A 21497-nucleotide genomic window follows, 5' to 3' on the forward strand; every position below is an offset into this window, starting at 1 on the left:
CCGCCGGGGCGAGACCCGGCCCCCGCCCCCACCAAGGGAAGGCAACTCATCGCCCAAGATAAACCTCGATCACCCGCTCATCCGCCTGTACTTCATCCAGCGTCCCCTGCGCCAGCACCGACCCGTCACACAGCACCGTGACAATCTCCGAGATCGTTCGTATGAAGCTCATGTCGTGCTCGACGACCATCAGCGAATGCTTGCCCTTCAAGCTCAGGAACAGCTCGGCCGTGCGCGCGGTTTCTTCATCGGTCATGCCCGCCACCGGTTCGTCGAGCAGCAGCAGCTTCGGGTCCTGCATCAGCAGCATGCCGATCTCCAGCCACTGCTTCTGACCGTGACTCAGGTTGCCGGCCAGGCGCAGCACGCTGCCTTCCAGGTGGATCGTGTGCAGCACCTCCGCGAGCCGGTCCGCCTGCGCCGAATCCAGCTTGAACAGCATCGACGCCTTGACGCCCTTGTCGGTCTTGAGCGCCAGCTCGAGGTTCTCGAACACGGTCAGGTGCTCGAACACCGTCGGCTTCTGGAACTTGCGTCCGATGCCGAGCTGCGCAATTTCCGCTTCCTTGTGGCGCAGCAGGTCGATGGTGCTGCCGAAGAACACCGTGCCCTCGTCGGGCCGCGTCTTGCCGGTGATGATGTCCATCATCGTGGTCTTGCCGGCGCCGTTGGGGCCGATGATGCAGCGCAGCTCGCCCGGCGCGACGTCCAGCGAGAGCTTGTTGATCGCCTTGAAGCCGTCGAAGCTGACGCTGACGTCTTCGAGGTAGAGGATGCGCCCGTGCGTGGTGTCGACCTCGCCCGCGGTGGCGTGTCGTCCATAGCCTGCGGCGCGGCCGCCGGACTCGGTCTGCAACGCGTGATCGGCCGCGCCGCCGTGGCGGGCAACGCGTTCGGCGCCGGCGTCCATCAGGTCGGGCGTCATGCACGGGCCCCTTTCGCTTCGACCGCCAGCGGTGGCAGTGCCACGGGCTCCACGCCCTGCTCGACCGCCACGGCGCGCTGCGCCTCGCGGCGGCCCTCGCGCGGCGCCTTGACCCTGGACATCCATTGCCTCACCAGGCCCACGATGCCGTTCGGCAGGAACAAGGTGACCGCGATGAACAGCGCACCGAGGAAATAGAGCCAGTACTCGGGGTAGGCCACCGTGAGCCAGCTCTTCGCGCCATTGACGATGAAGGCGCCGATGATCGGCCCGATCAGCGTCGCCCGGCCGCCGACCGCGGCCCAGATCGCGATCTCGATCGAGTTGGCGGCGCTCATCTCGCCCGGGTTGATGATGCCGACCTGCGGCACGTAGAGCGCACCCGCCACGCCGCACATGATGGCCGAGATGACCCAGATCGTGAGCTTGTAGCCCAGCGGGTTGTAGCCCGAGAACATGACGCGGGTCTCGGCATCGCGGATGGCCTGCAGCACGCGGCCGAACTTGCTGCCGATCAGCCACTTCGAGAACAGGAAGAAGCCGAGCAGCGTGAGGCCGGTGAGCACGAACAGCGTCATGCGCATCTCCTGCGTCTGGATCGGGATGCCCAGGATGCGCTTGAAGTCGGTGAAGCCGTTGTTGCCGCCGAAGCCGGTCTCGTTGCGGAAGAACAGCAGCATCGCGGCGAAGGTCATGGCCTGCGTGATGATCGAGAAGTACACGCCCTTGATGCGCGAGCGGAAGGCGAAGAAGCCGAACACGAAGGCGATCAGGCCGGGCACCGCGACGATCAGGACCAGCGTGGCGACGAAGCTGTCGCTGAAGCTCCAGTGCCAGGGCAGCGTCTTCCAGTCGAGGAAGACCATGAAGTCCGGCAGGTCGCTCTTGTAGTTGCCGTCGCGGCCGATCTGGCGCATGAGGTACATGCCCATCATGTAGCCGCCGAGCGCGAAGAACAGGCCATGGCCCAGCGACAGGATGCCGGTGTAGCCCCAGATCAGGTCCATCGCCAGCGCACAGATGGCGTAGCACATGATCTTGCCGATCAGCGCCACCGCGTAGTCGCTCATGTGCAGCGCGCTGCCCGCGGGCACCATGATGTTGAGCACCGGAGCCAGTGCGCAGACCACGATCAGCGCGGCGAAGAAGACGGTCCAGCCCTTGCCGGTGAGCAGCGGGCCTTTGGAAGGAAGTACTGCGTTCATGCCTCTGCGCTCCGGCCTTTCATTGCAAAGATGCCTTGCGGACGCTTCTGGATGAAGATGATGATGAAGACCAGCACCGCGATCTTCGCGAGCACCGCGCCGGCCCAGCCTTCGATGAACTTGTTCAGGATGCCCAGGCCCATCGCCGCGTAGACCGTACCCGCGAGCTGGCCGACGCCGCCCATCACGACCACCATGAAGGAGTCGACGATGTAGCTCTGGCCGAGGTCGGGCCCGACATTGCCGATCTGCGACAGCGCGCAGCCCGCGAGCCCCGCGATGCCCGAGCCGAGCGCGAAGGCGTAGGTGTCGATGCGCGCGGTGTTGACCCCCATGCAGGAGGCAATGGGCCGGTTCTGGGTCACGCCGCGCACGAACAGCCCGAGCCGCGTGCGGCCGATCAGCCAGCCCATCGCGAGCAGCACCAGGCCCGCGAAGACGATGATGCAGATGCGGTTCCAGGGCAAGGTGACGTTGCTCAGCAGGGTCAGGCCGCCGCTCATCCACGACGGGTTCTCGACGCCGACGTTCTGGGCGCCGAAGATCGAACGCACCAGCTGCTGCAGCATCAGCGAGATGCCCCAGGTGGCCAGCAGCGTCTCGAGCGGCCGGCCGTAGAGGAAGCGGATCACGCCGCGCTCGAGCACCGCGCCGACCAGCGCCGAGGCCAGGAAGGCGACGGGAATCGCCGCCACCAGGTACCAGCCGAAAGCGGACTCGGGGAAATAGCGCTGGAAGAGGCCCTGCATCACGTAGGTGGCGTAGGCGCCGATCATCATCAGCTCGCCATGCGCCATGTTGATCACGCCCATCAGGCCATAGGTGATCGCCAGGCCGAGCGCGGCCAGCAGCAGCACCGAACCCAGGCTGATGCCGCTGAAGATCGCGTTGATGCGGTCGCCCCAGACCAGCGAACCGTCGATGCTGCGGATCGAGGCCGCGATCGCGGCCTTGACGTCGGCCTCGGTCTCGTCGGCGAGCCGCTGGTTCAGCAGCAGCTTGGTGTCGGGGCTGCGGCTGGCGCCGAGGTCGCTGGCGGCGGCCAGGCGCTTGCCCTTGTCGGCGCTCGTGAGCATGCTGGCGGCACGCACCAGTTCGAGCTGCGCCTTGATCTTCGGGTTGCCTTCGGTGGCCAGCGCCTTCTCGACCATCGGCAGGCGCGACTCGTCGGGCTCCTTGAACAGCGCCCGCGCGGCCTCGGCGCGCACCGCGTCGTCCTTGCTCGTGAGCTTGAGCGCGGCCTGCGCGGCATCCAGCGCGCCGCGCATCAGGTTGTTGTTGACCACTTCCTCGGCGTCGTCGGGCAGCTTCTGCTCGGCGCCGCTGACGGGGTCGTAGGCCTTGTCGTCCTTGAGGACGAAGACCTTGTCGGCCGTGTACTTGACCGCGTCGTCCGACATCGCCTGAATGAAGGCCGCGGTCTTTTCGTCGGCCGTGACGACGGCCTGGTTGAGCGCCGCGATGCGGGCCTCCGACTCGCCCGATGCGATGGCCTTCGCCTCGTCGGCGGTCAACGCGTAGCCGGGAGCAGCCGCCAGCAGCGCGAACGCCGCCGCGCAGGAAATGATGAAGCGCATAGGTGTGAAACGGCGTTCTCTCTGTTCCAGAAACACCGCGGAACCGGCTTCGCCGGTCCGCTGGTGTTGCCCCCTTGAGGGGGAGCTCGCTACACGAAGTGAGCGAGATTCGGGGGTGGGCCAGCTACATCGACTTGCCGGCCGGGTAGTCGGGCTTCTTGTCGTTGCCTTCGATGAACGGGCTCCACGGCTTGGCGCGCACCGGACCCGGCGTCTTCCAGACCACGTTGAACTGCCCGTCGGCCTTGATCTCGCCGATGAACACGCTCTTGTGCAGGTGGTGGTTCTTCTCGTCCATCTTCGAGACGATGCCCGAGGGCGCGTTGAAGGTCTGGCCGGCCATCGCCGCGATCACCTTGTCGGTGTCGGTGCTCTTGGCCTTCTCGACCGCCTGCTTCCACATGTGGATGCCGATCCAGGTGGCTTCCATCGGGTCGTTGGTCAGCGGCTTGTCCTTGTGGCCCGGGATGTTCTTGGCCTTGGCGTAGTCGCTCCACTGCTTGATGAAGGCCGTGTTGGTCGGGTTCTTCAGGCTCATGAAGTAGTTCCAGGCGGCCAGGTGGCCGACCAGCGGCTTGGTGTCGACGCCGCGCAGTTCCTCCTCTCCCACAGAGAAGGCCACCACGGGCACGTCCTTGGCCTTCAGGCCGGCGTTGCCGAGTTCCTTGTAGAAGGGCACGTTGGAATCGCCGTTGATGGTCGAGACCACCGCGGTCTTGCCGCCGGCCGAGAACTTCTTGATGTCGGCGACGATGGTCTGGTAGTCGCTGTGGCCGAAGGGGGTGTACTTCTCGTCGATGTCGCTTTCCTTCACGCCCTTGCTCTTCAGGTAGGCGCGCAGGATCTTGTTGGTGGTGCGCGGATAGACGTAGTCGGTGCCCAGCAGCACCCAGCGCTTGGCGCCGCCGCCTTCCTTGCTCATCAGGTAGTCGACCGCGGGAATCGCCTGCTGGTTGGGCGCCGCGCCGGTGTAGAAGACGTTCTTGCTGAGCTCTTCGCCTTCGTACTGCACGGGGTAGAACAGCAGGCCGTTCATTTCCTCGACCACCGGCAGCACCGACTTGCGCGATACCGAGGTCCAGCAGCCGAAGATCACCGACACCTTGTCCTGGCCCAGCAGCTGCTTGGTCTTCTCGGCGAACAGCGGCCAGTTGGAAGCCGGGTCGACCACCACGGGCTCGAGCTTCTTGCCGAGCACGCCGCCCTTGGCGTTGATGTCGTCGATGGCCATCAGCACCGTGTCCTTCAACACGGTCTCCGAGATCGCCATGGTGCCGGACAGTGAATGCAGCACGCCGACCTTGATGGTGTCCTGCGCGAACGCAGGCGCAGCGCCGAGGCTCGCGAGAGCGACGGCAGCGCTGAGCGCCTTGAGGGTGAAACGACGTTGCATGGTGACTACCTTCTCCTGGAGTGGTTGGACGATGGAGAGGAGTCTGCGGATCGGGCGGCGCCGCGGAAATACGCCGGGTGGCGTATGGGGTGTTGCTCGCCCCCAAGTCGCCCCGCGGCCCGCCTTTTTTAGCCGCGCGCAGGTCGACGCTAGGACCGCGGCGCGGTCTCCCGGAACTGGCGCGCCGCGAAGGCCCACACCAGCTTCGACGCGTCCGGCCCGGCCGCGTCGCTGAAGTGCATGCTGGCCGCGCCGCCGCTCCAGGCATGCCCCAGGCCCGCGATCTCGCACAGCGTGACCGCCGTGCGGCCGCCTCGCGTGTAGTCGGTGATGCGCATCGGATGGCGCTTGCCTCGCTGCTGCAGGCGGGCGGCGCCGGGCTTCGCTCCGGTGGCGACCGCCCAGACCGTCGCGGTGCTGACGGCGTTGCTCGCCGACACCACGCTGTCGGCGTCGCCGTGCAGCACGAGCAGCGGCGGCAGCGTGGTGAAGACCGCCGCGGCACCCATCGCCTTGCCGACCGCGGTCGCCGGCATCGGCGGCACGTGCTGGCCGCGCATGGCGCCGAGCGCCGTGGCAGGCGATTTGGCGGCCCCGGGCGCCACGCCCGAGTGCATCGCGATCGCCTTGAAGCGCGCCGGGTAGCGCGTGGCCAGCAAGGCCGCCATGCTGGCGCCGGCGGAAAGCCCGGCGATTGCCACGCGTTCGCGGTCGGCCGGATAGAGCAGCAGCACCTGGTCGATTGCGGCCATCAGCGTGGCGGCCTCGGCATCGGCCTTGCCCGAGCGGCGCTCATACCAGTTCCAGCAGCCCTGGGCGTTGGCCAGCCGGTCCTGCTCGGGGTAGAGCACCAGGAAGCGCTCGCGGTCGGCGATGCGGTTCATGCGCGTGCTGACCGCGAAATCGCGCCCGGTCTGGCCGCAGCCGTGCAGCATGACCATGAGCGGCAGTTTCTCACCGGGCTGGAGCTCGAGCGCCGGCGGACGGTAGAGGTGATAGCGCCGCGCCCCGGCAGGCCCCAGCGCCGCGCCCGCGATCCAGTCTCCGCGTCCCGGCGGCGGCTTGAGCTGGCTGGCCGCCGCGCTGCGGACCCGGCGGGCAATCCGATTGCCGCTGCCCAGCGTGGCCTTGGTGGCCTTGGTGAGCGCTTTCAGGTTGCGCGCGTAGGCACGTGTCAGCGGAGAGAGCGAACGGCGGGACATGGGAGCGGGACGGGGTGGGCGTGCATATCGTCGGGAACACGGTAGCAGCTTCGCCCCCGGCCAGCTATCGGACGATCGGCCAACCCGCGGAAGGCCTTGCCGGCACCGGAACGCGCCGGGTCAGTATCTTTCCGGCACGTACATGCTGGCGGGCACCGGGTGCCGCAGATAGTCCTCGTTGCGCACCCGCGCCGGCAGCGCCACCGCCGGATGCGGCACCTCGTGGTAGGGCAACTGGCCCAGCAGGTGGCTGATGCAGTTCAGGCGAGCCTTCTTCTTGTCGACCGCCTGCACCACCCACCAGGGCGCCTCGGGGATGTGGGTGCGGTCCAGCATCGTCTCCTTGGCCTTGGTGTATTCCTCCCAGCGGCGGCGGGATTCGAGGTCCATGGGGCTCAGCTTCCATTGCTTCAGCGGGTCGTGGATGCGGCCCAGGAAGCGCATGTGCTGCTCCTCGTCGGTGATCGAGAACCAGTACTTGATCAGCTTGATGCCGGAGCGCACCAGCATCCGCTCGAAGTCGGGCACGGTGCGGAAGAACTCCTCGTACTCCTCGTCGGAGCAGAAGCCCATCACGCGTTCGACGCCGGCGCGGTTGTACCAGCTGCGATCGAACAGCACCATCTCGCCGGCCGCCGGAAGATGCGCCACGTAGCGCTGGAAGTACCACTGCGTGCGCTCGCGGTCGTTCGGCGCCGGCAGCGCCGCCACCCGCACCACGCGCGGATTGAGCCGCTGCGTGATGCGCTTGATCACGCCGCCCTTGCCCGCGGCATCGCGGCCTTCGAACAGGATCACGACCTTCTGCCGGCTGTGCTGCACCCAGTCCTGCAGTTTCACGAGTTCGCCCTGGAGCCGGAACAGCTCCTTGAAGTAGGCCTGGCGTGCGGCCTTGTCGCCGACGGTGCCCGACGCCAGTTCGTCGAGGTTGCGGTCCTCGAGCTCGAGTTCGATCTCTTCGTCGTAGGCGTCGATCAGGTCGCGCGCGATGCGCGCCATCAGGTCGTCGTGGTCGCTCAAGGTGCTCGGCAGCGTCATGGTTCTACTCGGATGGCGGGGGATGACGCCATGCTGAGCCCCCCGGGTGACGGTCATGTGACAGAAGGTACGCCGACGCGCCGTCGTCACACGGCGGACACATGGCTGCCACATGATCCCGCGACACGCCACCATGCCCCTCGCACGATGAACTCGATCGCTGGCGCCTACGGCAGCGACGAAGCCGGGCTGATCTGCGGCTATCTGTTCGATGCCGCCGCCCCGGAGCCGACCCGCGCGGTCGATTCCGCGCAGGCGGCCGGCTGGCTGGCGGCCGGCGCCCCGCCCGGCGCCTTCCTGTGGCTGCATTTCAACCTGAGCCATGCCCAGGCCGAGCGCTGGCTGCTGCGCCACGCGGGCCTCTCCGACCTCTTCTTCGAGACGCTGAAGGACGGGCTGCACTCGACCCGGATCGAGCGCGCCGACGATTCGCTGATCGCGGTCATCAACGACGTGCACTTCGAATTCAGCTTCGAGCCCTCGGACATCTCGACCCTGTGGATCAGCGTCGGCCCACGGCTGGTGGTGACCGCGCGCACCCAGCCGCTGCGCTCGGTCGATGCGCTGCGCACCGCGGTCAAGGCCGGCGACGCGCCGCGCTCCAGCACCGAGCTGCTCGAACACCTGCTGCGCGTGCAGGCCGACGTGCTGGTGCGCATCGTGCGCGGCGTGACCGGGCGCATCGACGACATCGAGGACGCGCTGCTGGCCGGCCGGCTCGACCACAAGCGGGCCCGGCTCGGCGTGCTGCGCCGGGTGCTGGTAAGGCTGCAGCGCCTCTTGGCGCCCGAACCGGCGGCACTGTTCCGGCTGCTGCAGAGCCCGCCCGCCTGGATGGCCGAGCCCGACGTCCAGGAGCTGCGCGGCTCGACCGAGGAGTTCTCGGTGGTGCTGCGCGACATGGGCGCGCTGCAGGAGCGCATCAAGCTGCTGCAGGAGGAGATCGCCGCCGACGTCAACGAGGACAACAACCGCAGCCTGTTCGTGCTGACCGTGGTGACCGTGCTGGCGCTGCCGATCAACATCCTGGCCGGCCTGTTCGGGATGAACGTGGGCGGCATTCCGCTGGCCGATCACCCGCACGGCTTCTGGATCGTGGTGGCCATCGTGGTGAGCTTCACCGCGGTGGCCGCCTGGGTCGCGTTCCGCAACAAGCGCTGAATCGCGGTCCGCCGCAGGCCATCTCGAGAACGAATAAGATCGTGCGGTGTCCTCCATCCTCAACGCCGACCTGCATTGCCACTCCGTGGTATCGGATGGCACGCTGACGCCGGAGGCGCTCGCGGCCCGCGCCGCCGCCAACGGCGTCGAGCTGTGGGCCCTGACCGACCACGACGAGATCGGCGGCCAGCACCGGGCCGCCGCCGCCGCCCGCGAGCACGGCATGAAGTACCTCACGGGCACCGAAATCTCGGTCACCTTCGCCGGCGAGACCGTGCACATCGTGGGGCTGGGCTTCGACCCCCACGACGCCGCGATGAGCGAAGGCCTCCACGACACCCGGGGCGGCCGCGGCAAGCGCGCCCAGGAGATGTCCGAGGGCCTGGCCAAGGTCGGCATCCACGGCGCCTATGAAGGCGCGCTCAGGTTCGTCGGCAATCCCGAGCTGATCTCGCGCACGCACTTCGCGCGCTTCCTGGTCGAGGCCGGCCATTGCCGCGACACCCCCGAGGTGTTCCGCAAGTTCCTGACCGAAGGCAAGCCCGGCTACGTGCCGCACCGCTGGGCCAGCCTGAAGGACGCGGTGCACTGGATCACCGCCGCCAAGGGTCTGGCCGTGATCGCCCACCCCGGCCGCTACAAGTTCACGGCCAACGAGGAGTACGCGCTCTTCGTCGAGTTCAAGGCCCACGGGGGCCGGGCGATCGAGGTCGTGACCGGCAGCCACACGCCGGCCGAGTACGTCGAGTACGCCGACAAGGCGCTCGAATTCGACTTCGCCGCCTCGCGCGGCAGTGATTTCCACAGCCCCGACGAAAGCCACTGCGACCTCGGCAAGCTGCCTCCGCTGCCCGGCAAGCTGACGCCGGTGTGGGAACTGCTCGAGCACCGCATCCAGTGATGGGGCCGGCGAGCGACGCGGCCGCGAGAACCAGCACCCGCGACCTCGCGTCGGAGCGCATCCTGGCCGGCATCGGCCTGGTGCTGCTCGCGGTGGCCTGCTTCGCCACGCTGGACACCGCCACCAAGCTGTCGACCGCCGCGGTTCCGATCCTGATGGGCGTCTGGGTCCGCTATGCCTTCCAGGCGGTGGCGACCACGCTGGTGCTGCTGCCCCGGCACGGCCCGGCCTTGCTGCGCACCCGCCATCCGCGCTACCAGCTGCTGCGCGGCGCGCTGCTGCTGACCTCCAGCACGCTGGCCTTCTTCAGCCTGCGCTACATGCCGCTGGCGGAGTTCACCTCGATCGTGCTGATCGCGCCGCTGGTGATCACGCTGCTGGCGGCCACCACGCTCAAGGAGCATGTGTCGCCGCTGCGCTGGACGCTGGTGGCAGGCGGCTTCACGGGCACGCTGGTGATCCTGCGCCCGGGCGGCGACGCCTTCAGCTGGGCCATGTTGCTGCCGATCGGTCTGGTGCTGACCAACGCCTGGTTCCAGGTGCTGACCAGCAAGCTCGCGCGGACCGAGAACCCGCTCACGATGCACTTCTACACCGGCTGGGTCGGTACGCTGCTGGCGTCGTTGGCGCTGCCCTTCGTCTGGACCGCGCTGCCTTCCTGGCACTGGTGGGCGCTGCTGTGCCTGATGGGATTCATGGGCACGGTGGGCCACTTCATCCTGATCCTGGCCTACCAGCGCGCGCCGGCCTCCACGCTGACGCCTTATCTCTATGCGCAGATCGCTTTCGCGATGCTGGGCGGGTGGATCATGTTCTCCCAGGTGCCGGACCGGATTTCGCTGATCGGCATGGGGTTGATCGCGGTCTGCGGCGCGGCCGGCGCCTGGCTCACCGTGCGGGAGCGCCGGGTTCCGATCGAGCCCGCCGAATCATGATTTGCAGTCTCGGGGCAGAATCGGCCCCATGGCCCAGTTCTTCGAAGTCCACCCCGACAACCCCCAGCAACGCCTGCTGAAGCAGGCCGTGGCCCTGCTCGCGCGCGGCGAGATCGTCGCCCTGCCGACCGATTCCAGCTACGCGCTGGCCTGCCATCTCGACGACAAGGACGCGGTCGACCAGCTGCGCCGGATCCGCCAGGTCGACGACAAGCACCACCTGACGCTGCTTTGCCGCGACCTGAGCGAACTCTCGAACTATGCGCGGGTCGACAACAAGCAGTACCGGCTGCTGAAGGCAGCCACGCCCGGCCCCTACACCTTCCTGCTCGAAGCCACCAAGGAAGTGCCTCGGCGGGTCAGCCATCCGCAGCGCAAGACCATCGGCCTGCGCGTGCCCGATCACCGGGTGCTGCTGGAACTGCTGACGCTGCACGGCGAGCCGCTCCTGGCCACCACCCTGATCCCGCCCGGCGAGACCGAGGCCCTGAACGACGCAACCCTGATCCGCGAGCGCTTCGAGAAGCAGATCGGCGCCGTGATCGACGCCGGCGCCTGCCCCTCGGAGCCGACCACCGTGGTCGACCTGACGCCCATGGGTGCCGGCGGCGAGCCGCTGCTGGTGCGGCAGGGACGCGGCCCGCTGGCCGTGCTGGGTCTCTGAGGCGAGCGCGGGCGGTCTGAGACAATCCCGGCGGTGGATATTTCAAATCTCATACAAACCGTCCTGATCTACGCCCTGCCGGTGATCTTCGCGATCACCATCCATGAAGCCGCGCATGGCTACGTGGCACGGTACTTCGGCGACAACACGGCCTACGTGATGGGCCGCGTGACGCTCAACCCGATCAAGCACATCGACCCCATCGGCACCATCCTGATGCCGCTGCTGCTGTACTTCGCCACCTCGGGGGCCTTCCTGTTCGGCTATGCCAAGCCCGTGCCGGTCAATTTCGGCCGCCTGCGCCACCCCAAGCGCGACATGATCTGGGTCGCCCTGGCGGGCCCGGCCTCGAATTTCGTCCAGGCCATCCTGTGGGCGCTGTTCGTCGTTGGCCTGATCGCCGCCGGCATCAATGAAACCTTTTTCATCAAGATGGCCCAGGGCGGCGTGCTGGTCAACCTGGTGATGTGGGCCTTCAACCTGTTCCCGCTGCCTCCGCTCGACGGCGGCCGGGTGCTCGCCGGCCTGCTGCCGCGCGGCGCGGCCCAGGAGTTCCTGGCCCGCATCGAGCCCTACGGCTTCTTCATCGTGATGGGCCTGGTCATCGCCGGCGTCGTCAGCACCTGGTGGCTGAGCCCGCTGATGGCCTTCGGCTACCAGGCCATCTCCCTGCTGCTGAGTCCGCTCACCGCCCTCATTCGCTGAACTTCCCATGGCCCTTCTTCCCGACACGCCCGTCCGCTACCTGACCGGCATCACCCCCAGCGGGACGCCGCACCTCGGCAACTACGTCGGCTCGGTGCGCCATTCGGTGCGCTTCAGCCGCCGCGACGATGTCCAGAGCTTCTATTTCCTGGCCGACTACCACGCGCTGATCAAGACCGGCGATCCGGCGCGCATCCAGCGCTCGACGCTCGAGATCGCCGCCAGCTGGCTGGCCTGCGGCCTGGACCCGGAGCGGGTCACCTTCTACCGCCAGTCGGACATCCCCGAGATCCCGGAGCTGACCTGGTTCCTGACCTGTGTCACCGGCAAGGGCCTGCTCAACCGGGCCCATGCCTACAAGGCGCAGGTCGACAAGAACACGGCCAAGGGCGAGGATCCGGACGCCGACGTCAGCGCCGGCCTCTTCATGTACCCGGTACTGATGGGCGCCGACATCCTGATGTTCAACGCCCACAAGGTGCCGGTGGGCCGCGACCAGGTGCAGCACATCGAGATGGCGCGCGACATGGCGCAGCACTTCAACCATCTCTACGGCGAGCACTTCACGTTGCCCGAGGCCGAGATCGACGACACGGTCGCGACGCTGCCGGGCCTCGACGGCCGCAAGATGAGCAAGAGCTACGACAACACGATCCCGCTCTTCACGCCGCGCGCCCAGCTGCAGAAGCTGATCAACGGCATCGTGACCGATTCGCGCGCGCCGGGCGAGCCCAAGGACACCGAGGGTTCGGCGCTGTTCCAGATCTACCAGGCCTTCGCCGACGACCAGGAGACCGAGACCCTGCGCCAGGCCTTCGCCGACGGCATCGGCTGGGGCGACGCCAAGCAGGTGCTGTTCGAGCGCATCGACCGCGAAGTGGCGCCGATGCGGGAGCACTACGACGCCCTCCTGAACGACCCGGCCCGGATCGAGTCGATCCTGCGCGCCGGCGCCGACAAGGCGCGCGCCTTGTCGCGGCCCTTCGTGGCCGACCTGCGCCACGCGGTCGGCCTGCGCAACCTCGCCAGCCAGGACAAGGCGGCGACGCGCAAGATGGCCAAGGTGGCGCGGCCCAGCTTCAAGCAGTACCGCGAGCGCGACGGACAGTTCTATTTCAAGTTGCTCGACGCCAACGGGGTGCAACTGGTACAAAGCCGGGGGTTCGCTTCGCCGCAGGAGGCCGGCCGGGCCATCGGCACGCTGCGCCAGCAGCGGGCAGCGGCCCTGGCGCTGCTCGCAGCGCAGCTCGAGCCGATGGACGATGAGGGTATGCGTGCGGCTTCTGCCGCACTGGAGGCGCTTGCTGCAGCCGATGCGGCGAGCGAAGGCTAAGGGTCAATCACCCGCAGCGAAGGGCAGCGCCCGACCTGCGGACACAGCGAGTAAATCATGAGTATCTATGTCATCGACGACCACCCCCTGATGCGCGACGCCATCGTGATGGTGCTGAGGCGCCTGCGACCGGCCGAGAACATCGTCGAGCTCGAGCGGCTCGACAAGCTGACCGCGGCGGTCAAGCAGCACGGGGCGCCGGGCCTCTTCTGCCTCGACCTCAAGCTGCCGGACACCACGGGCGTCTCGGGCGTCGTGGCCGTCAAGCTGGCCTATCCGGACGTGCCGATCGCGGTCTACTCGGCCTCGCCGTCGGCCGACATGGAAGAGGCCTGCATCGAAGCCGGCGCCGACACCTACATCGAGAAGTCGGCCAGCTCGGCCGAGCTGACCGCCGCGCTGCGGGGCCTGCTGATGGCCGACACAGATGCCGAGGAGCCGGTGGCCGCAGCCAACAGCAAGCTGTCGAAGCGCCAGACCCAGCTGATCGCCATGCTCGACCAGGGCATGAGCAACCGCGACATCGCGACCGAGCTCGACATCAGCGAGCACACCGTGAAGGTGCACCTCTGGCGGCTGTTCCGTCGGCTGGGCGTGAAGAGCCGCACGCAGGCGCTCCATCACGCCCGCACCAACGGATTGCTGTCCGGCTGACCCCCAGGTTGGCTCACTTCGTGTAGCCGCCCACCCCCTCTCCGGGGGGCAACACCAGCGGCCCGGCAAAGCCGGTTCCGCGGTGTTTCACCGACGGGCCTGGCTGCGCCGGCCAGTAAATGTAGATACGAGCGCCGTCGTCGGTCTTCGGCTGCGCGTAGCGCGCCCATTTGTGGGCAGTCGCGGAACTGGCTTTGCCAGGCCGCTGACTGCGCCCCCGGCAGGGGGTGGGCGCCCGGACACGAAGTGCCGGGCAACCTGGGGGCGAGCGACTTACCCCACGGCGCCCGAGATGCGTGTCTGGGCTTGTGTTTCGTCCGCGTCGTGCAAGGCGACGCGGAACACGCTGCCCCGGCCCAGGCGCGAGCGCACGCTGACCGGATGGCCGAGCGCATGCGACAGCCGCGCCACGATCGCCAGTCCGAGGCCGAAGCCGTCCGAGGTGCCGGCATGGTCGGCCACCTTGTAGAACTCCAGGAAGACGTCGCGCAGGTGTTCGCGCGCGATGCCGATTCCGGTATCCCACACTTCGACCCGCAGGCCGTCGCGGGTCTGCCGCGAGGCCAGCAGGATGCCGCCCTCGGCCGTGTACTTGATCGCGTTGGCCAGCAGGTTGCCGATCATGCGACGCACCCGGATCGGGTCGGTCAGCACGGTGCCGGGCGTCACATGCATCCGGAAGGTCAGACCCTTGGCCTCGGCCACTGGCCGGTATTGCAGTTCGAGGTCGTGCAGCAACTGGGACACTTCGACCCGTTCGATGTGCAGCCGCACCTGCCCCGAATCGATACGCGCCAGATCGAACAGCGAATCGAACAGGGCATTCACCGCGTGCGTGGCCCGCACGATCTTGGGTGCGATCTCGGCCACCAGCTCGGGCTCGTTGCGCAGCCAGTCGGCATAGAGCGAAAGCGCCAGCACGGGCTGGCGCATGTCGTGCGCCGCGCTGGCCAGGAAGCGGTTCTTCATCGCCACGGCCGACACCGCCGCCTGCCGCTGCTGGGTGAGCGAATTGATCAGGATGTGGTTGTGGAACAGCAGCTCGAAGCTGTTGCGCGCGGTCTCGTGGATGCGCCGGCCGGCCCGCAGGAGCAGCCACCAGTGCAGGCCCGGCAGCAGCAGGAAGCCGTAGTGAAAATGCGGCCGCTCGAACTTGAGTTCGATCATGCGCCAGGCGATCGCCGCCAGCATCGTGAAGAACAGGGTGTTGACGTAGCGCCTGAGCAGCGGCGGATGCAGCGCGAGCCCGTTCAGAGGGAAGGTGGCCACGCCGGCGACGATCAGCCAGCTCATGAACTGGTTCACGAGCGGCGTGCGCTCGAAGAAGATCAGGATCGACAGGCCCCAGGCGAAGCCGCTGGCACTCCAGAGATAGCGGTAGCGCTCGACGAAGTACTGCTGCGCGGCCGAGTCGCGGTCGGCGTAGTGCCTGGCATAGAGCTGCTCGCCCCAGATTCGGCAGCCGGTGGCCACGATGCCGATCGCGAGCCAGGCCATCAGCTGCCAGGGCGGCACGTGGCCCCAGCTCAGGCCCACCATGGCCGGCATCAGCGCCGCCGCCAGCAGGTAGGAACCACGGGAGGCCCGCATCAGGCTGCGGATCAACTCACCGCGCACCCACGGCTCAGCCTCGTCGGCAGACGCAGGCGCCGGTGTGAGGCTTGCAAAGGACGAGTTGCCCAGCCCTGCGAACGACGAATTACCCATCATGGCTTTCACGCCCCTGTCATCCAGGCCACAAAAAAAAAGCCCCTCGCGAGGGGCCCCTGCATGCGGCACTGCAATCCGCAATTGAAAAAACTCGGCGGCCGGATGCCGCCCTATGCCACGCGCCCCTGGGCGCCAGGCGCTAGCGCATGATCTTAATTGGCCGCCAGGGCGTCCCCCGTCCCATCATTCCCTGATTCGTCGCGTGCGCACAACGCCCATCGGGGTTCCGGCGCCTGTTTCGACCGCGGCCTCGCCCAGGATCCACGACCGGAACGCGGCCACCTTGGCCCGGACCTGGGTGCCGTCGGGAACGAGCAAGTAGTAGGCCAGGTCTTCGAGCAGGGCGTCGTCCGCGAGCCTCAGAAGGCGCCCTTCGGCGAGATCGGGCGCCACCATCGCGGCCGGCAGCAGGCCGGCACCCTGCCCCGCCAGCACGGCCCGCAGCAGCAGGCCGGCGTCGTCGTAGGCGGGACCACGGGCCGGGCCGATCTCGTCGATGCCCTGCGCCTGGAACCACCGATGCCAGCCGCTGCGCTCGGCATCGTGCACCTGCGGCCAGCGCAGCAGCGCCGCCGCGGAGGCCGGCCGTCCCAGCCGGGCGGTCAGCGCCGGCGCCGCGACCGGGACCACCTCCACGGCGACCAGTTTCTCGCTGTGCAGGCCCGGGTAGCGCCCGAGGCCGTGACGGATCGCAACGTCCACGCCATCGCGCGACCAGTTCACGAGCGCGGTGCTGGCGACCACCTGCAGATCGATGTCCGGATGGGCATCCTGGAAGCCCTTCAGCCTTGGGACCAGCCATGCCGCAGCGAAGAAGGGCGTGACGCTGACGGTCAGCAGGCCGGACTCGGCCGCCGCCGCGATGCGCCCGGACGCCTCGGCGATCTGTCGCAAGGCATTGCGGATCGGCGGCAGGTAGTCGCGCCCGGCGCCGGTCAGGACGATGCTTCGGTTCACGCGCTCGAACAGCGCGATGCCGAGCTTCGCTTCGAGCGCCTTGAGCATCTGGCTGACCGCGCCGGGCGTCACGCACAACTCTTCCGCGGCCTTCTTGACCGAGAGGTGGCGCGCCGAAGCCTCGAAGGCGCGAAGTGCGCCCAGCGGCGGGAGATGCTTCGTGTTCATTTAGATTTACTAACTTGAATCGGCGTGCATTGATCGTTTGCTTTTCCAATGCCAAGCCGTGACCATCAAGCTTAGCAATTCTGATCCGAATCAAGACAAAAGGAGAATTCGATGACTGATGCCACGGGGGTGCCTCGACGCCTGTTCTACGGCTGGTGGGTGGTCGCAGGCGCCTTTGCCGTGACCTTCGTCGGCTTCGGCAGCGCCTACACCTTCGGCGCCTTCGCGGAGTCGCTGCAGCGGGATTTCTCGGCCTCGCGCGGCTCGACCTCGGTGGTGTTCTCGCTCGCCGGCTTCCTGTACTTCGCGCTCGGCTGCGTCAGCGGACCGCTGGCCGACCGCTGGGGCTCGCGGCGCCTGGCCCTCACCGGGATGCTGCTGACCGGCGCCGGCCTGGTCGCAGCCAGCTTCGCGCGCAGCCTCGCCGAGGTCTACCTGGCCTACGGGCTGGGGGTGGGCCTGGGCGTCGGCTGCGCCTACGTGCCCGCCGTCGGGGCCGTGCAGCGCTGGTTCTCCCGGCGGCGCGGGCTGGCGTCCGGGCTGGCCGTCAGCGGCATCGGCGTCGGCACGCTGGTGATGCCGGCGCTGGCCGCGCTGCTGATCGCGCAACTGGGCTGGCGCGGCGCCTATGCCGTCCTCGGGGTCCTGGTCATGGTCGTGGGTGCGGGCATGGCGCTCCTGATCGAGAACGACCCGCACGATCGCGGGCTGTTCCCGGACGGCGACCCCGCGGGCCCGGCCGATCCGGCGCAGCGTGCGGCCGGGATGTCGGTACGCGAAGCGCTCGGGTCGCGCCAGTTCGCGGTTCTCTATGGCGCCTGCCTGCTGTGCTCGCTGGGTGTCTTCGTGCCCTTCGTGCACCTGGTGCCCTCCGCGATGGACCATGGCGTGGCGCCGTCGTCGGCGGTGCTGCTGCTCGGCGTCATCGGCATCGGCAGCACGGCCGGCCGCTTCTTCCTCGGCGGCCTGATGGACCGGATGGGCCGCGGCCGGGCCCTGGCCGCCATGTTCATCGGCATGGCGCTGTCCCTCGCGATCTGGGCGATGGCGACGGGCTGGTGGCTGCTGGCGATCTTCGCCTTCGTCTACGGCGTCTTCTACGGCGGCTGGGTGGCGGTGCTGCCGGCCGTGGTGATGGACCGATTCGGCGGCCGGCATGTCAGCGGCATCATCGGCGCCCTCTACACCAGCGTGGCCTTCGGGACGCTGATCGGGCCGAGCGCCGCCGGGTTCGCATTCGACATCAGCCGCAGCTACACGGTGTCGATCCTGGCGAGCGTGGTCGCCAACCTGCTGGCCGCGGCCATCGTGCTGGCGATGCCGCCGCGGGGCGCACTTCGCAGCGCATGAAAAGGCCCGAACAGGCCTAGTGCGCCACCACCGCAATGCCGCGGATCTGCCCGGCCTTCGCCTCGGCCGCCGGCCGCGGATAGCGCTCCGGCGCAAAGCGGTGCAGCAGCTCGGCCTCGCGGCCGCGCGCCAGCGCGAGATTGGCGAGCTTCACGTGGCCGTAGCCGCGGAACGCCAGCGGCACCGCGGCAATCTGCGCCGCCAGCCGCTGGTTGGACCGCGACAGGCCGGCCATCAACTCGTCGAGCCGCGCATCGAAGCGCCCGATCAGCTCGCGTTCCAGCCGACGCTCCGCGGTGTGGCCGAACAGATCGAAGGCCGTGCCGCGCAGCACCTTGCCGCGGGCCAGCCACTTCATCGCGGGCAGCATCCAGCCGCCGAGGCGGATCTTGACCGGCGGCTGACCGTTCTTCGGCCGTGCGAGGAACGGCGGCGCCATGTGGAACTCGAGCTTGAGATCGCCTTCGAACTGCTCGGCGAGCTTCGCGCGGAAGCCGCCGTCGCTGTAGAGGCGCGCCACCTCGTACTCGTCCTTGTAGCTCATCAGCTTGAGCAGGCTTTGCGCCGCGTTGCGCGTGACGGGCAATGAAGGGTCGCCGCCGGCCAGCGCCGTCTCGCGTTGTCGCACCGCCAGCACCCGGGCCTCGAAGCGCTGGGCCCAGGCCGCGTTCTGGTAGCCGGCCAGGTGCCGCATGGCCCTGGCGACCAGCGCCTCGAGCGGCTCGTCTTCGGGCCTTGCCGCCGGCGCGCTGCGCAGCCCTTCGATCGCCTGCGGATCGGCCGCGGCCAGCCGGCCGAGCGAGAACGCCATCAGGTTCGCCGCCACGGCGACGCCGTTGAGTTCGATCGCCCGGGTCAGCGCCTCCAGGCTCAGCGGAATGAGGCCGCACTGCCACGCATAGCCGGCCGCAAGAATGTTCGATGCCAGCGTGTCGCCGAGGAACTCCTCCGCGAGCGTCTGGGCGTCGAAGGTCTGGACCTGTTCGCGGCCGGCGACGAAGCGCATCTTCTCGAGGAGCAGCTCGACCTTGAGATCCGCATCCGGGTTGCGCAGCGATTCGGCCACCGGGATCTCGTGCAGGTTCGCCAGGATGCGGGTGCGGCCGTGGCGCACGGTCTGCAGCGCGTCCGGCGAGGCGCCGACCACGACGTCGCAGGCCAGGATGGCATCGGCCTGCTGGGTGTCGATGCGCACCTGGTTGAGCCGCTCCGGCGTGTCGGCCAGGCGCACGAAGCTCAGCACCGCACCGCCCTTTTGCGCGAAACCCATGAAGTCGAGCACGCTCGCGGACTTGCCCTCCAGGTGCGCGGCCATCGCGATCACCGCGCCCACGGTCACCACGCCGGTGCCGCCGACGCCGGTGACCAGCAGGTCGTAGGGCGCCGTCCAGCCGTGCGCCGCCGGTCGCGGCAACGCCGCCACGTGCTGCAGGAAGGCATCCTTGCCGGCCGCCAGCGCACCGCTCTTCTTGCGCAGCGCGCCGCCGCTCACGCCGACGAAGCTGGGGCAGAAGCCCTGGGCGCAGGAGTAGTCCTTGTTGCAGCTGGTCTGGTCGATCTTGCGCTTGCGGCCGAACTCGGTCTCGTGCGGCAGCACCGCCACGCAGTTGCTCTGCACGCCACAGTCGCCGCAGCCCTCGCACACCGCCTCGTTGATGAACAGGCGCTTGGCCGGGTCGGCCAGCTCGCCCTTCTTGCGGCGGCGACGCTTCTCGGCCGCGCAGGTCTGCTCGTAGATGAGCACCGTGACGCCGGGCACTTCGCGCAGCCGCCGCTGCACCGCGTCGAGTTCGCTGCGGTCGTGGAACTCGGTGCCAGCCGGGAACTTGCCCTTGATGGCGTCGTACTTCTCGATCGCGTCGCTGACCACCACCACCTGCTTCACGCCTTCGGACTCCACCTGGCGCGCAATCGCGTCGACGCTGATGATGCCGTCGACCGGCTGTCCGCCGGTCATCGCGACCGCGTCATTGAACAGGATCTTGTAGGTCAGCGTCGCGTTCGCCGCCACTGCCTGCCGGATCGCGAGATAGCCCGAGTGGTAGTAGGTGCCGTCGCCGAGGTTCTGGAACACGTGCGGCGTGCGCGTGAACATCGAGTGCGAGACCCAGTCGACGCCCTCGCCGCCCATCTGGATCAGCCCGGCCGTGCTGCGGTCCATCCAGTTGGCCATGAAGTGGCAGCCGATGCCGGCGCGCGCGGTCGAGCCTTCGGGCACCTTGGTGCTGGTGTTGTGCGGACAGCCGGCGCAGAAGTACGGCAGCCGCTTGACCGTGTCGCCGTCATTGCTCAGCAGCTCGGGCGGCGTGAAGTCGCGCACGTGCTGCAGGTGGTCGCCGAGCTCGCTGTTGCCCGGGAAATGGACCGCGAGCCAGTGCGCCACCAGCTCGATCAGCCGCGATGGCCGCAGTTCGCCGAGCGCCGACACCAGCGGCCGGCCCTCGCGATCCTGCTTGCCGACCAGCACCGGGCGGGCCCCGGGCGGCGCGTTGTAGAACAGGTCGCGCAACTGGCTCTCGACGATCGCGCCCTTCTCCTCGACGATCAGGATCTCGTCCAGGCCTTCCGCGAAGGCCTTCATGCGGGTCTGCTCGATCGGAAAGCTCAGGCCCACCTTGTAGAGCCGCAGCCCGATGCGCGCCAGGCTCTCCGGCGTCACCTCGAGGCGGCGCAGCACTTCCATCAGGTCGTAGTGGGCCTTGCCGCAGGTCACGATGCCGACCTTGGCCTGCGGGCTCTCGATCACGTGGCGATCGATGCTGTTGACGCGAGCGAAGGCGGCGACCGCCTCCAGCTTGTCGGCCAGCCGCGACTCGATGCGCAGCGACGGCAGGTCGGGCCAGCGGTAGTGCAGGCCGTCGACCGGCGCGCGGTGGCCGGTGACGGCGCGCACGGTGTCGGCGTCGGCCCAGGTGGCGACGCGGGCGGCGACCCGGTCCAGGTCGACCGTGCTGGCGCTCTCGACCACCTCCGACAGTGCCGCCATGCCGACCCAGGCGCCCGAGTAGCGCGACAGCTCGTAGCCGTAGAGGCCGAACTCGAGGTACTCGGCCACGCAGGCGGGCTGCACGACCGGCATGCTCCAGGCGACGAAGGCATGGTCGCTCTGGTGCGGCATCGACGACGAGACGCAGCCATGGTCGTCCCCCGCCACCACCAGCACCCCGCCATGCGGCGAGGAGCCGTAGGCGTTGCCGTGCTTGAGCGCATCGCCGGCGCGGTCCACGCCCGGACCCTTGCCGTACCACATCGCGAACACGCCCTCGACCGTGCGCTCAGGGTCGGACTCGACGCGCTGCGTGCCGAGCACCTGGGTGGCCGCGAGTTCCTCGTTGATGGCCGGCACGAAGCGGATGCCGGCCTCCTTGAAGCCCTTGCCGGCCTTCCAGATCGCCTGGTCCACCATGCCCAGCGGCGAGCCGCGGTAGCCGCTGACGAAGCCCTGGGTGCCCAGGCCGCGCGCGAGATCGCGCTGGCGCTGCATCAGCAGCACCCGCACGAGCGCTTGCGTGCCGGTGAGGAAGACGGCGCCCGATGTCGCCCACAGGCTGTCGGCCAGGCGGTAGTCGGGACGCAGGACGGACGGATCGCGGGCAGTGCTTTTCATGGCGAAATTGTT

Annotated in this window: 17 protein-coding genes; 8 read left to right on the forward strand and 9 right to left on the reverse strand. The window is 68.4% G+C overall.

Translation table 11 applies throughout. From position 1 onward, the window contains the following. Window positions 1-46 precede the first annotated feature (46 nt). The 6 genes from urtD to ppk2 form a co-directional block, all read right to left on the reverse strand. Window positions 47-925 (reverse strand): urea ABC transporter ATP-binding protein UrtD, encoded by an 879-nt coding sequence (gene urtD / locus AB4Z46_RS20610; protein ID WP_442285399.1) that lies wholly within the window; start codon window positions 923-925, stop codon window positions 47-49. Continuing rightward, entirely contained in the window at window positions 922-2130 is a 1209-nt protein-coding gene (urtC, locus tag AB4Z46_RS20615; RefSeq protein ID WP_442285400.1) for an urea ABC transporter permease subunit UrtC, read from the reverse strand. The genes urtD and urtC overlap by 4 nt, the downstream gene beginning before the upstream one ends. Continuing rightward, complete coding sequence (gene urtB, locus AB4Z46_RS20620) at window positions 2127-3707, reverse strand: urea ABC transporter permease subunit UrtB (RefSeq protein ID WP_442285401.1); 1581 nt, start codon at window positions 3705-3707, stop codon at window positions 2127-2129. Before urtB ends, urtC begins: the two co-directional genes overlap by 4 nt. Window positions 3708-3831: 124 nt before the next feature. Next, a complete protein-coding gene (gene urtA / locus AB4Z46_RS20625; RefSeq protein ID WP_442285402.1) occupies window positions 3832-5100 on the reverse strand; it encodes an urea ABC transporter substrate-binding protein in 1269 nt (422 codons plus the stop codon). A 149-nt stretch (window positions 5101-5249) separates the two neighbouring features. Then, window positions 5250-6302: an extracellular catalytic domain type 1 short-chain-length polyhydroxyalkanoate depolymerase gene (locus AB4Z46_RS20630; RefSeq protein ID WP_442285403.1), complete on the reverse strand. Its 1053-nt coding sequence runs from the start codon at window positions 6300-6302 to the stop codon at window positions 5250-5252. A 120-nt stretch (window positions 6303-6422) separates the two neighbouring features. Next, window positions 6423-7340 (reverse strand): polyphosphate kinase 2, encoded by a 918-nt coding sequence (ppk2, locus tag AB4Z46_RS20635; protein WP_442285404.1) that lies wholly within the window; start codon window positions 7338-7340, stop codon window positions 6423-6425. Window positions 7341-7487: 147 nt separating this feature from the next. On the opposite strand from ppk2, the gene AB4Z46_RS20640 reads away from it, so the two are divergent. Genes AB4Z46_RS20640 through AB4Z46_RS20670 form a run of 7 tightly spaced genes read left to right on the forward strand, consistent with a single transcriptional unit; the run spans window position 7488 to window position 13693 of the window. Next, complete coding sequence (locus AB4Z46_RS20640; RefSeq protein WP_442285405.1) at window positions 7488-8501, forward strand: transporter; 1014 nt, start codon at window positions 7488-7490, stop codon at window positions 8499-8501. Between the two features lie 46 nt (window positions 8502-8547). Next, a complete protein-coding gene (locus AB4Z46_RS20645) occupies window positions 8548-9402 on the forward strand; it encodes a 3',5'-nucleoside bisphosphate phosphatase (protein WP_442285406.1) in 855 nt (284 codons plus the stop codon). Further along, on the forward strand, window positions 9402-10337 hold the full coding sequence (locus tag AB4Z46_RS20650) for a DMT family transporter (RefSeq protein WP_442285407.1): 936 nt from the start codon (window positions 9402-9404) through the stop codon (window positions 10335-10337). The genes AB4Z46_RS20645 and AB4Z46_RS20650 overlap by 1 nt, the downstream gene beginning before the upstream one ends. Before the next feature lie 28 nt (window positions 10338-10365). Then, window positions 10366-11001, forward strand: coding sequence for an L-threonylcarbamoyladenylate synthase (locus tag AB4Z46_RS20655; protein WP_442285408.1), 636 nt, complete (start codon window positions 10366-10368; stop codon window positions 10999-11001). Between the two features lie 33 nt (window positions 11002-11034). Beyond that, complete coding sequence (locus AB4Z46_RS20660; protein ID WP_442285409.1) at window positions 11035-11706, forward strand: site-2 protease family protein; 672 nt, start codon at window positions 11035-11037, stop codon at window positions 11704-11706. Window positions 11707-11713: 7 nt separating this feature from the next. Continuing rightward, a complete protein-coding gene (locus AB4Z46_RS20665; protein ID WP_442285410.1) occupies window positions 11714-13039 on the forward strand; it encodes a tryptophan--tRNA ligase in 1326 nt (441 codons plus the stop codon). Window positions 13040-13096: 57 nt separating this feature from the next. Beyond that, entirely contained in the window at window positions 13097-13693 is a 597-nt protein-coding gene (locus AB4Z46_RS20670; protein WP_442285411.1) for a response regulator transcription factor, read from the forward strand. Between the two features lie 273 nt (window positions 13694-13966). Here AB4Z46_RS20670 and shkS read toward each other — a convergent pair whose 3' ends face one another. Both shkS and gcvA read right to left on the reverse strand, forming a co-directional pair. Then, entirely contained in the window at window positions 13967-15403 is a 1437-nt protein-coding gene (shkS, locus tag AB4Z46_RS20675; RefSeq protein ID WP_442285412.1) for a surface-behavior sensor histidine kinase ShkS, read from the reverse strand. A 183-nt stretch (window positions 15404-15586) separates the two neighbouring features. Continuing rightward, window positions 15587-16528: a transcriptional regulator GcvA gene (gcvA, locus tag AB4Z46_RS20680; protein WP_442285413.1), complete on the reverse strand. Its 942-nt coding sequence runs from the start codon at window positions 16526-16528 to the stop codon at window positions 15587-15589. Window positions 16529-16639: 111 nt separating this feature from the next. On the opposite strand from gcvA, the gene AB4Z46_RS20685 reads away from it, so the two are divergent. Further along, on the forward strand, window positions 16640-17878 hold the full coding sequence (locus AB4Z46_RS20685; RefSeq protein WP_442285414.1) for an MFS transporter: 1239 nt from the start codon (window positions 16640-16642) through the stop codon (window positions 17876-17878). 16 nt (window positions 17879-17894) lie between these two features. On the opposite strand, the gene AB4Z46_RS20690 is transcribed toward AB4Z46_RS20685, so the two are convergent. Further along, a complete protein-coding gene (locus AB4Z46_RS20690; RefSeq protein WP_442285415.1) occupies window positions 17895-21485 on the reverse strand; it encodes an indolepyruvate ferredoxin oxidoreductase family protein in 3591 nt (1196 codons plus the stop codon). Window positions 21486-21497 lie beyond the last annotated feature (12 nt).

This window comes from Variovorax sp. M-6 (assembly GCF_052114385.1).
Classification (GTDB): domain Bacteria; phylum Pseudomonadota; class Gammaproteobacteria; order Burkholderiales; family Burkholderiaceae_C; genus Variovorax.

Bases quoted from the DNA above. Each gene is read 5' to 3' on its own strand.
- shkS (WP_442285412.1), bottom strand. From the start codon at position 15,403: ATGATGGGTAATTCGTCGTTCGCAGGGCTGGGCAACTCGTCCTTTGCA.
- ppk2 (WP_442285404.1), bottom strand. From the start codon at position 7,340: ATGACGCTGCCGAGCACCTTGAGCGACCACGACGACCTGATGGCGCGC.
- AB4Z46_RS20650 (WP_442285407.1), top strand. From the start codon at position 9,402: ATGGGGCCGGCGAGCGACGCGGCCGCGAGAACCAGCACCCGCGACCTC.
- AB4Z46_RS20640 (WP_442285405.1), top strand. From the start codon at position 7,488: ATGAACTCGATCGCTGGCGCCTACGGCAGCGACGAAGCCGGGCTGATC.
- urtB (WP_442285401.1), bottom strand. From the start codon at position 3,707: ATGCGCTTCATCATTTCCTGCGCGGCGGCGTTCGCGCTGCTGGCGGCT.
- AB4Z46_RS20685 (WP_442285414.1), top strand. From the start codon at position 16,640: ATGACTGATGCCACGGGGGTGCCTCGACGCCTGTTCTACGGCTGGTGG.
- urtC (WP_442285400.1), bottom strand. From the start codon at position 2,130: ATGAACGCAGTACTTCCTTCCAAAGGCCCGCTGCTCACCGGCAAGGGC.
- urtA (WP_442285402.1), bottom strand. From the start codon at position 5,100: ATGCAACGTCGTTTCACCCTCAAGGCGCTCAGCGCTGCCGTCGCTCTC.
- AB4Z46_RS20630 (WP_442285403.1), bottom strand. From the start codon at position 6,302: ATGTCCCGCCGTTCGCTCTCTCCGCTGACACGTGCCTACGCGCGCAAC.
- urtD (WP_442285399.1), bottom strand. From the start codon at position 925: ATGACGCCCGACCTGATGGACGCCGGCGCCGAACGCGTTGCCCGCCAC.
- AB4Z46_RS20665 (WP_442285410.1), top strand. From the start codon at position 11,714: ATGGCCCTTCTTCCCGACACGCCCGTCCGCTACCTGACCGGCATCACC.
- AB4Z46_RS20670 (WP_442285411.1), top strand. From the start codon at position 13,097: ATGAGTATCTATGTCATCGACGACCACCCCCTGATGCGCGACGCCATC.
- AB4Z46_RS20690 (WP_442285415.1), bottom strand. From the start codon at position 21,485: ATGAAAAGCACTGCCCGCGATCCGTCCGTCCTGCGTCCCGACTACCGC.
- AB4Z46_RS20655 (WP_442285408.1), top strand. From the start codon at position 10,366: ATGGCCCAGTTCTTCGAAGTCCACCCCGACAACCCCCAGCAACGCCTG.
- gcvA (WP_442285413.1), bottom strand. From the start codon at position 16,528: ATGAACACGAAGCATCTCCCGCCGCTGGGCGCACTTCGCGCCTTCGAG.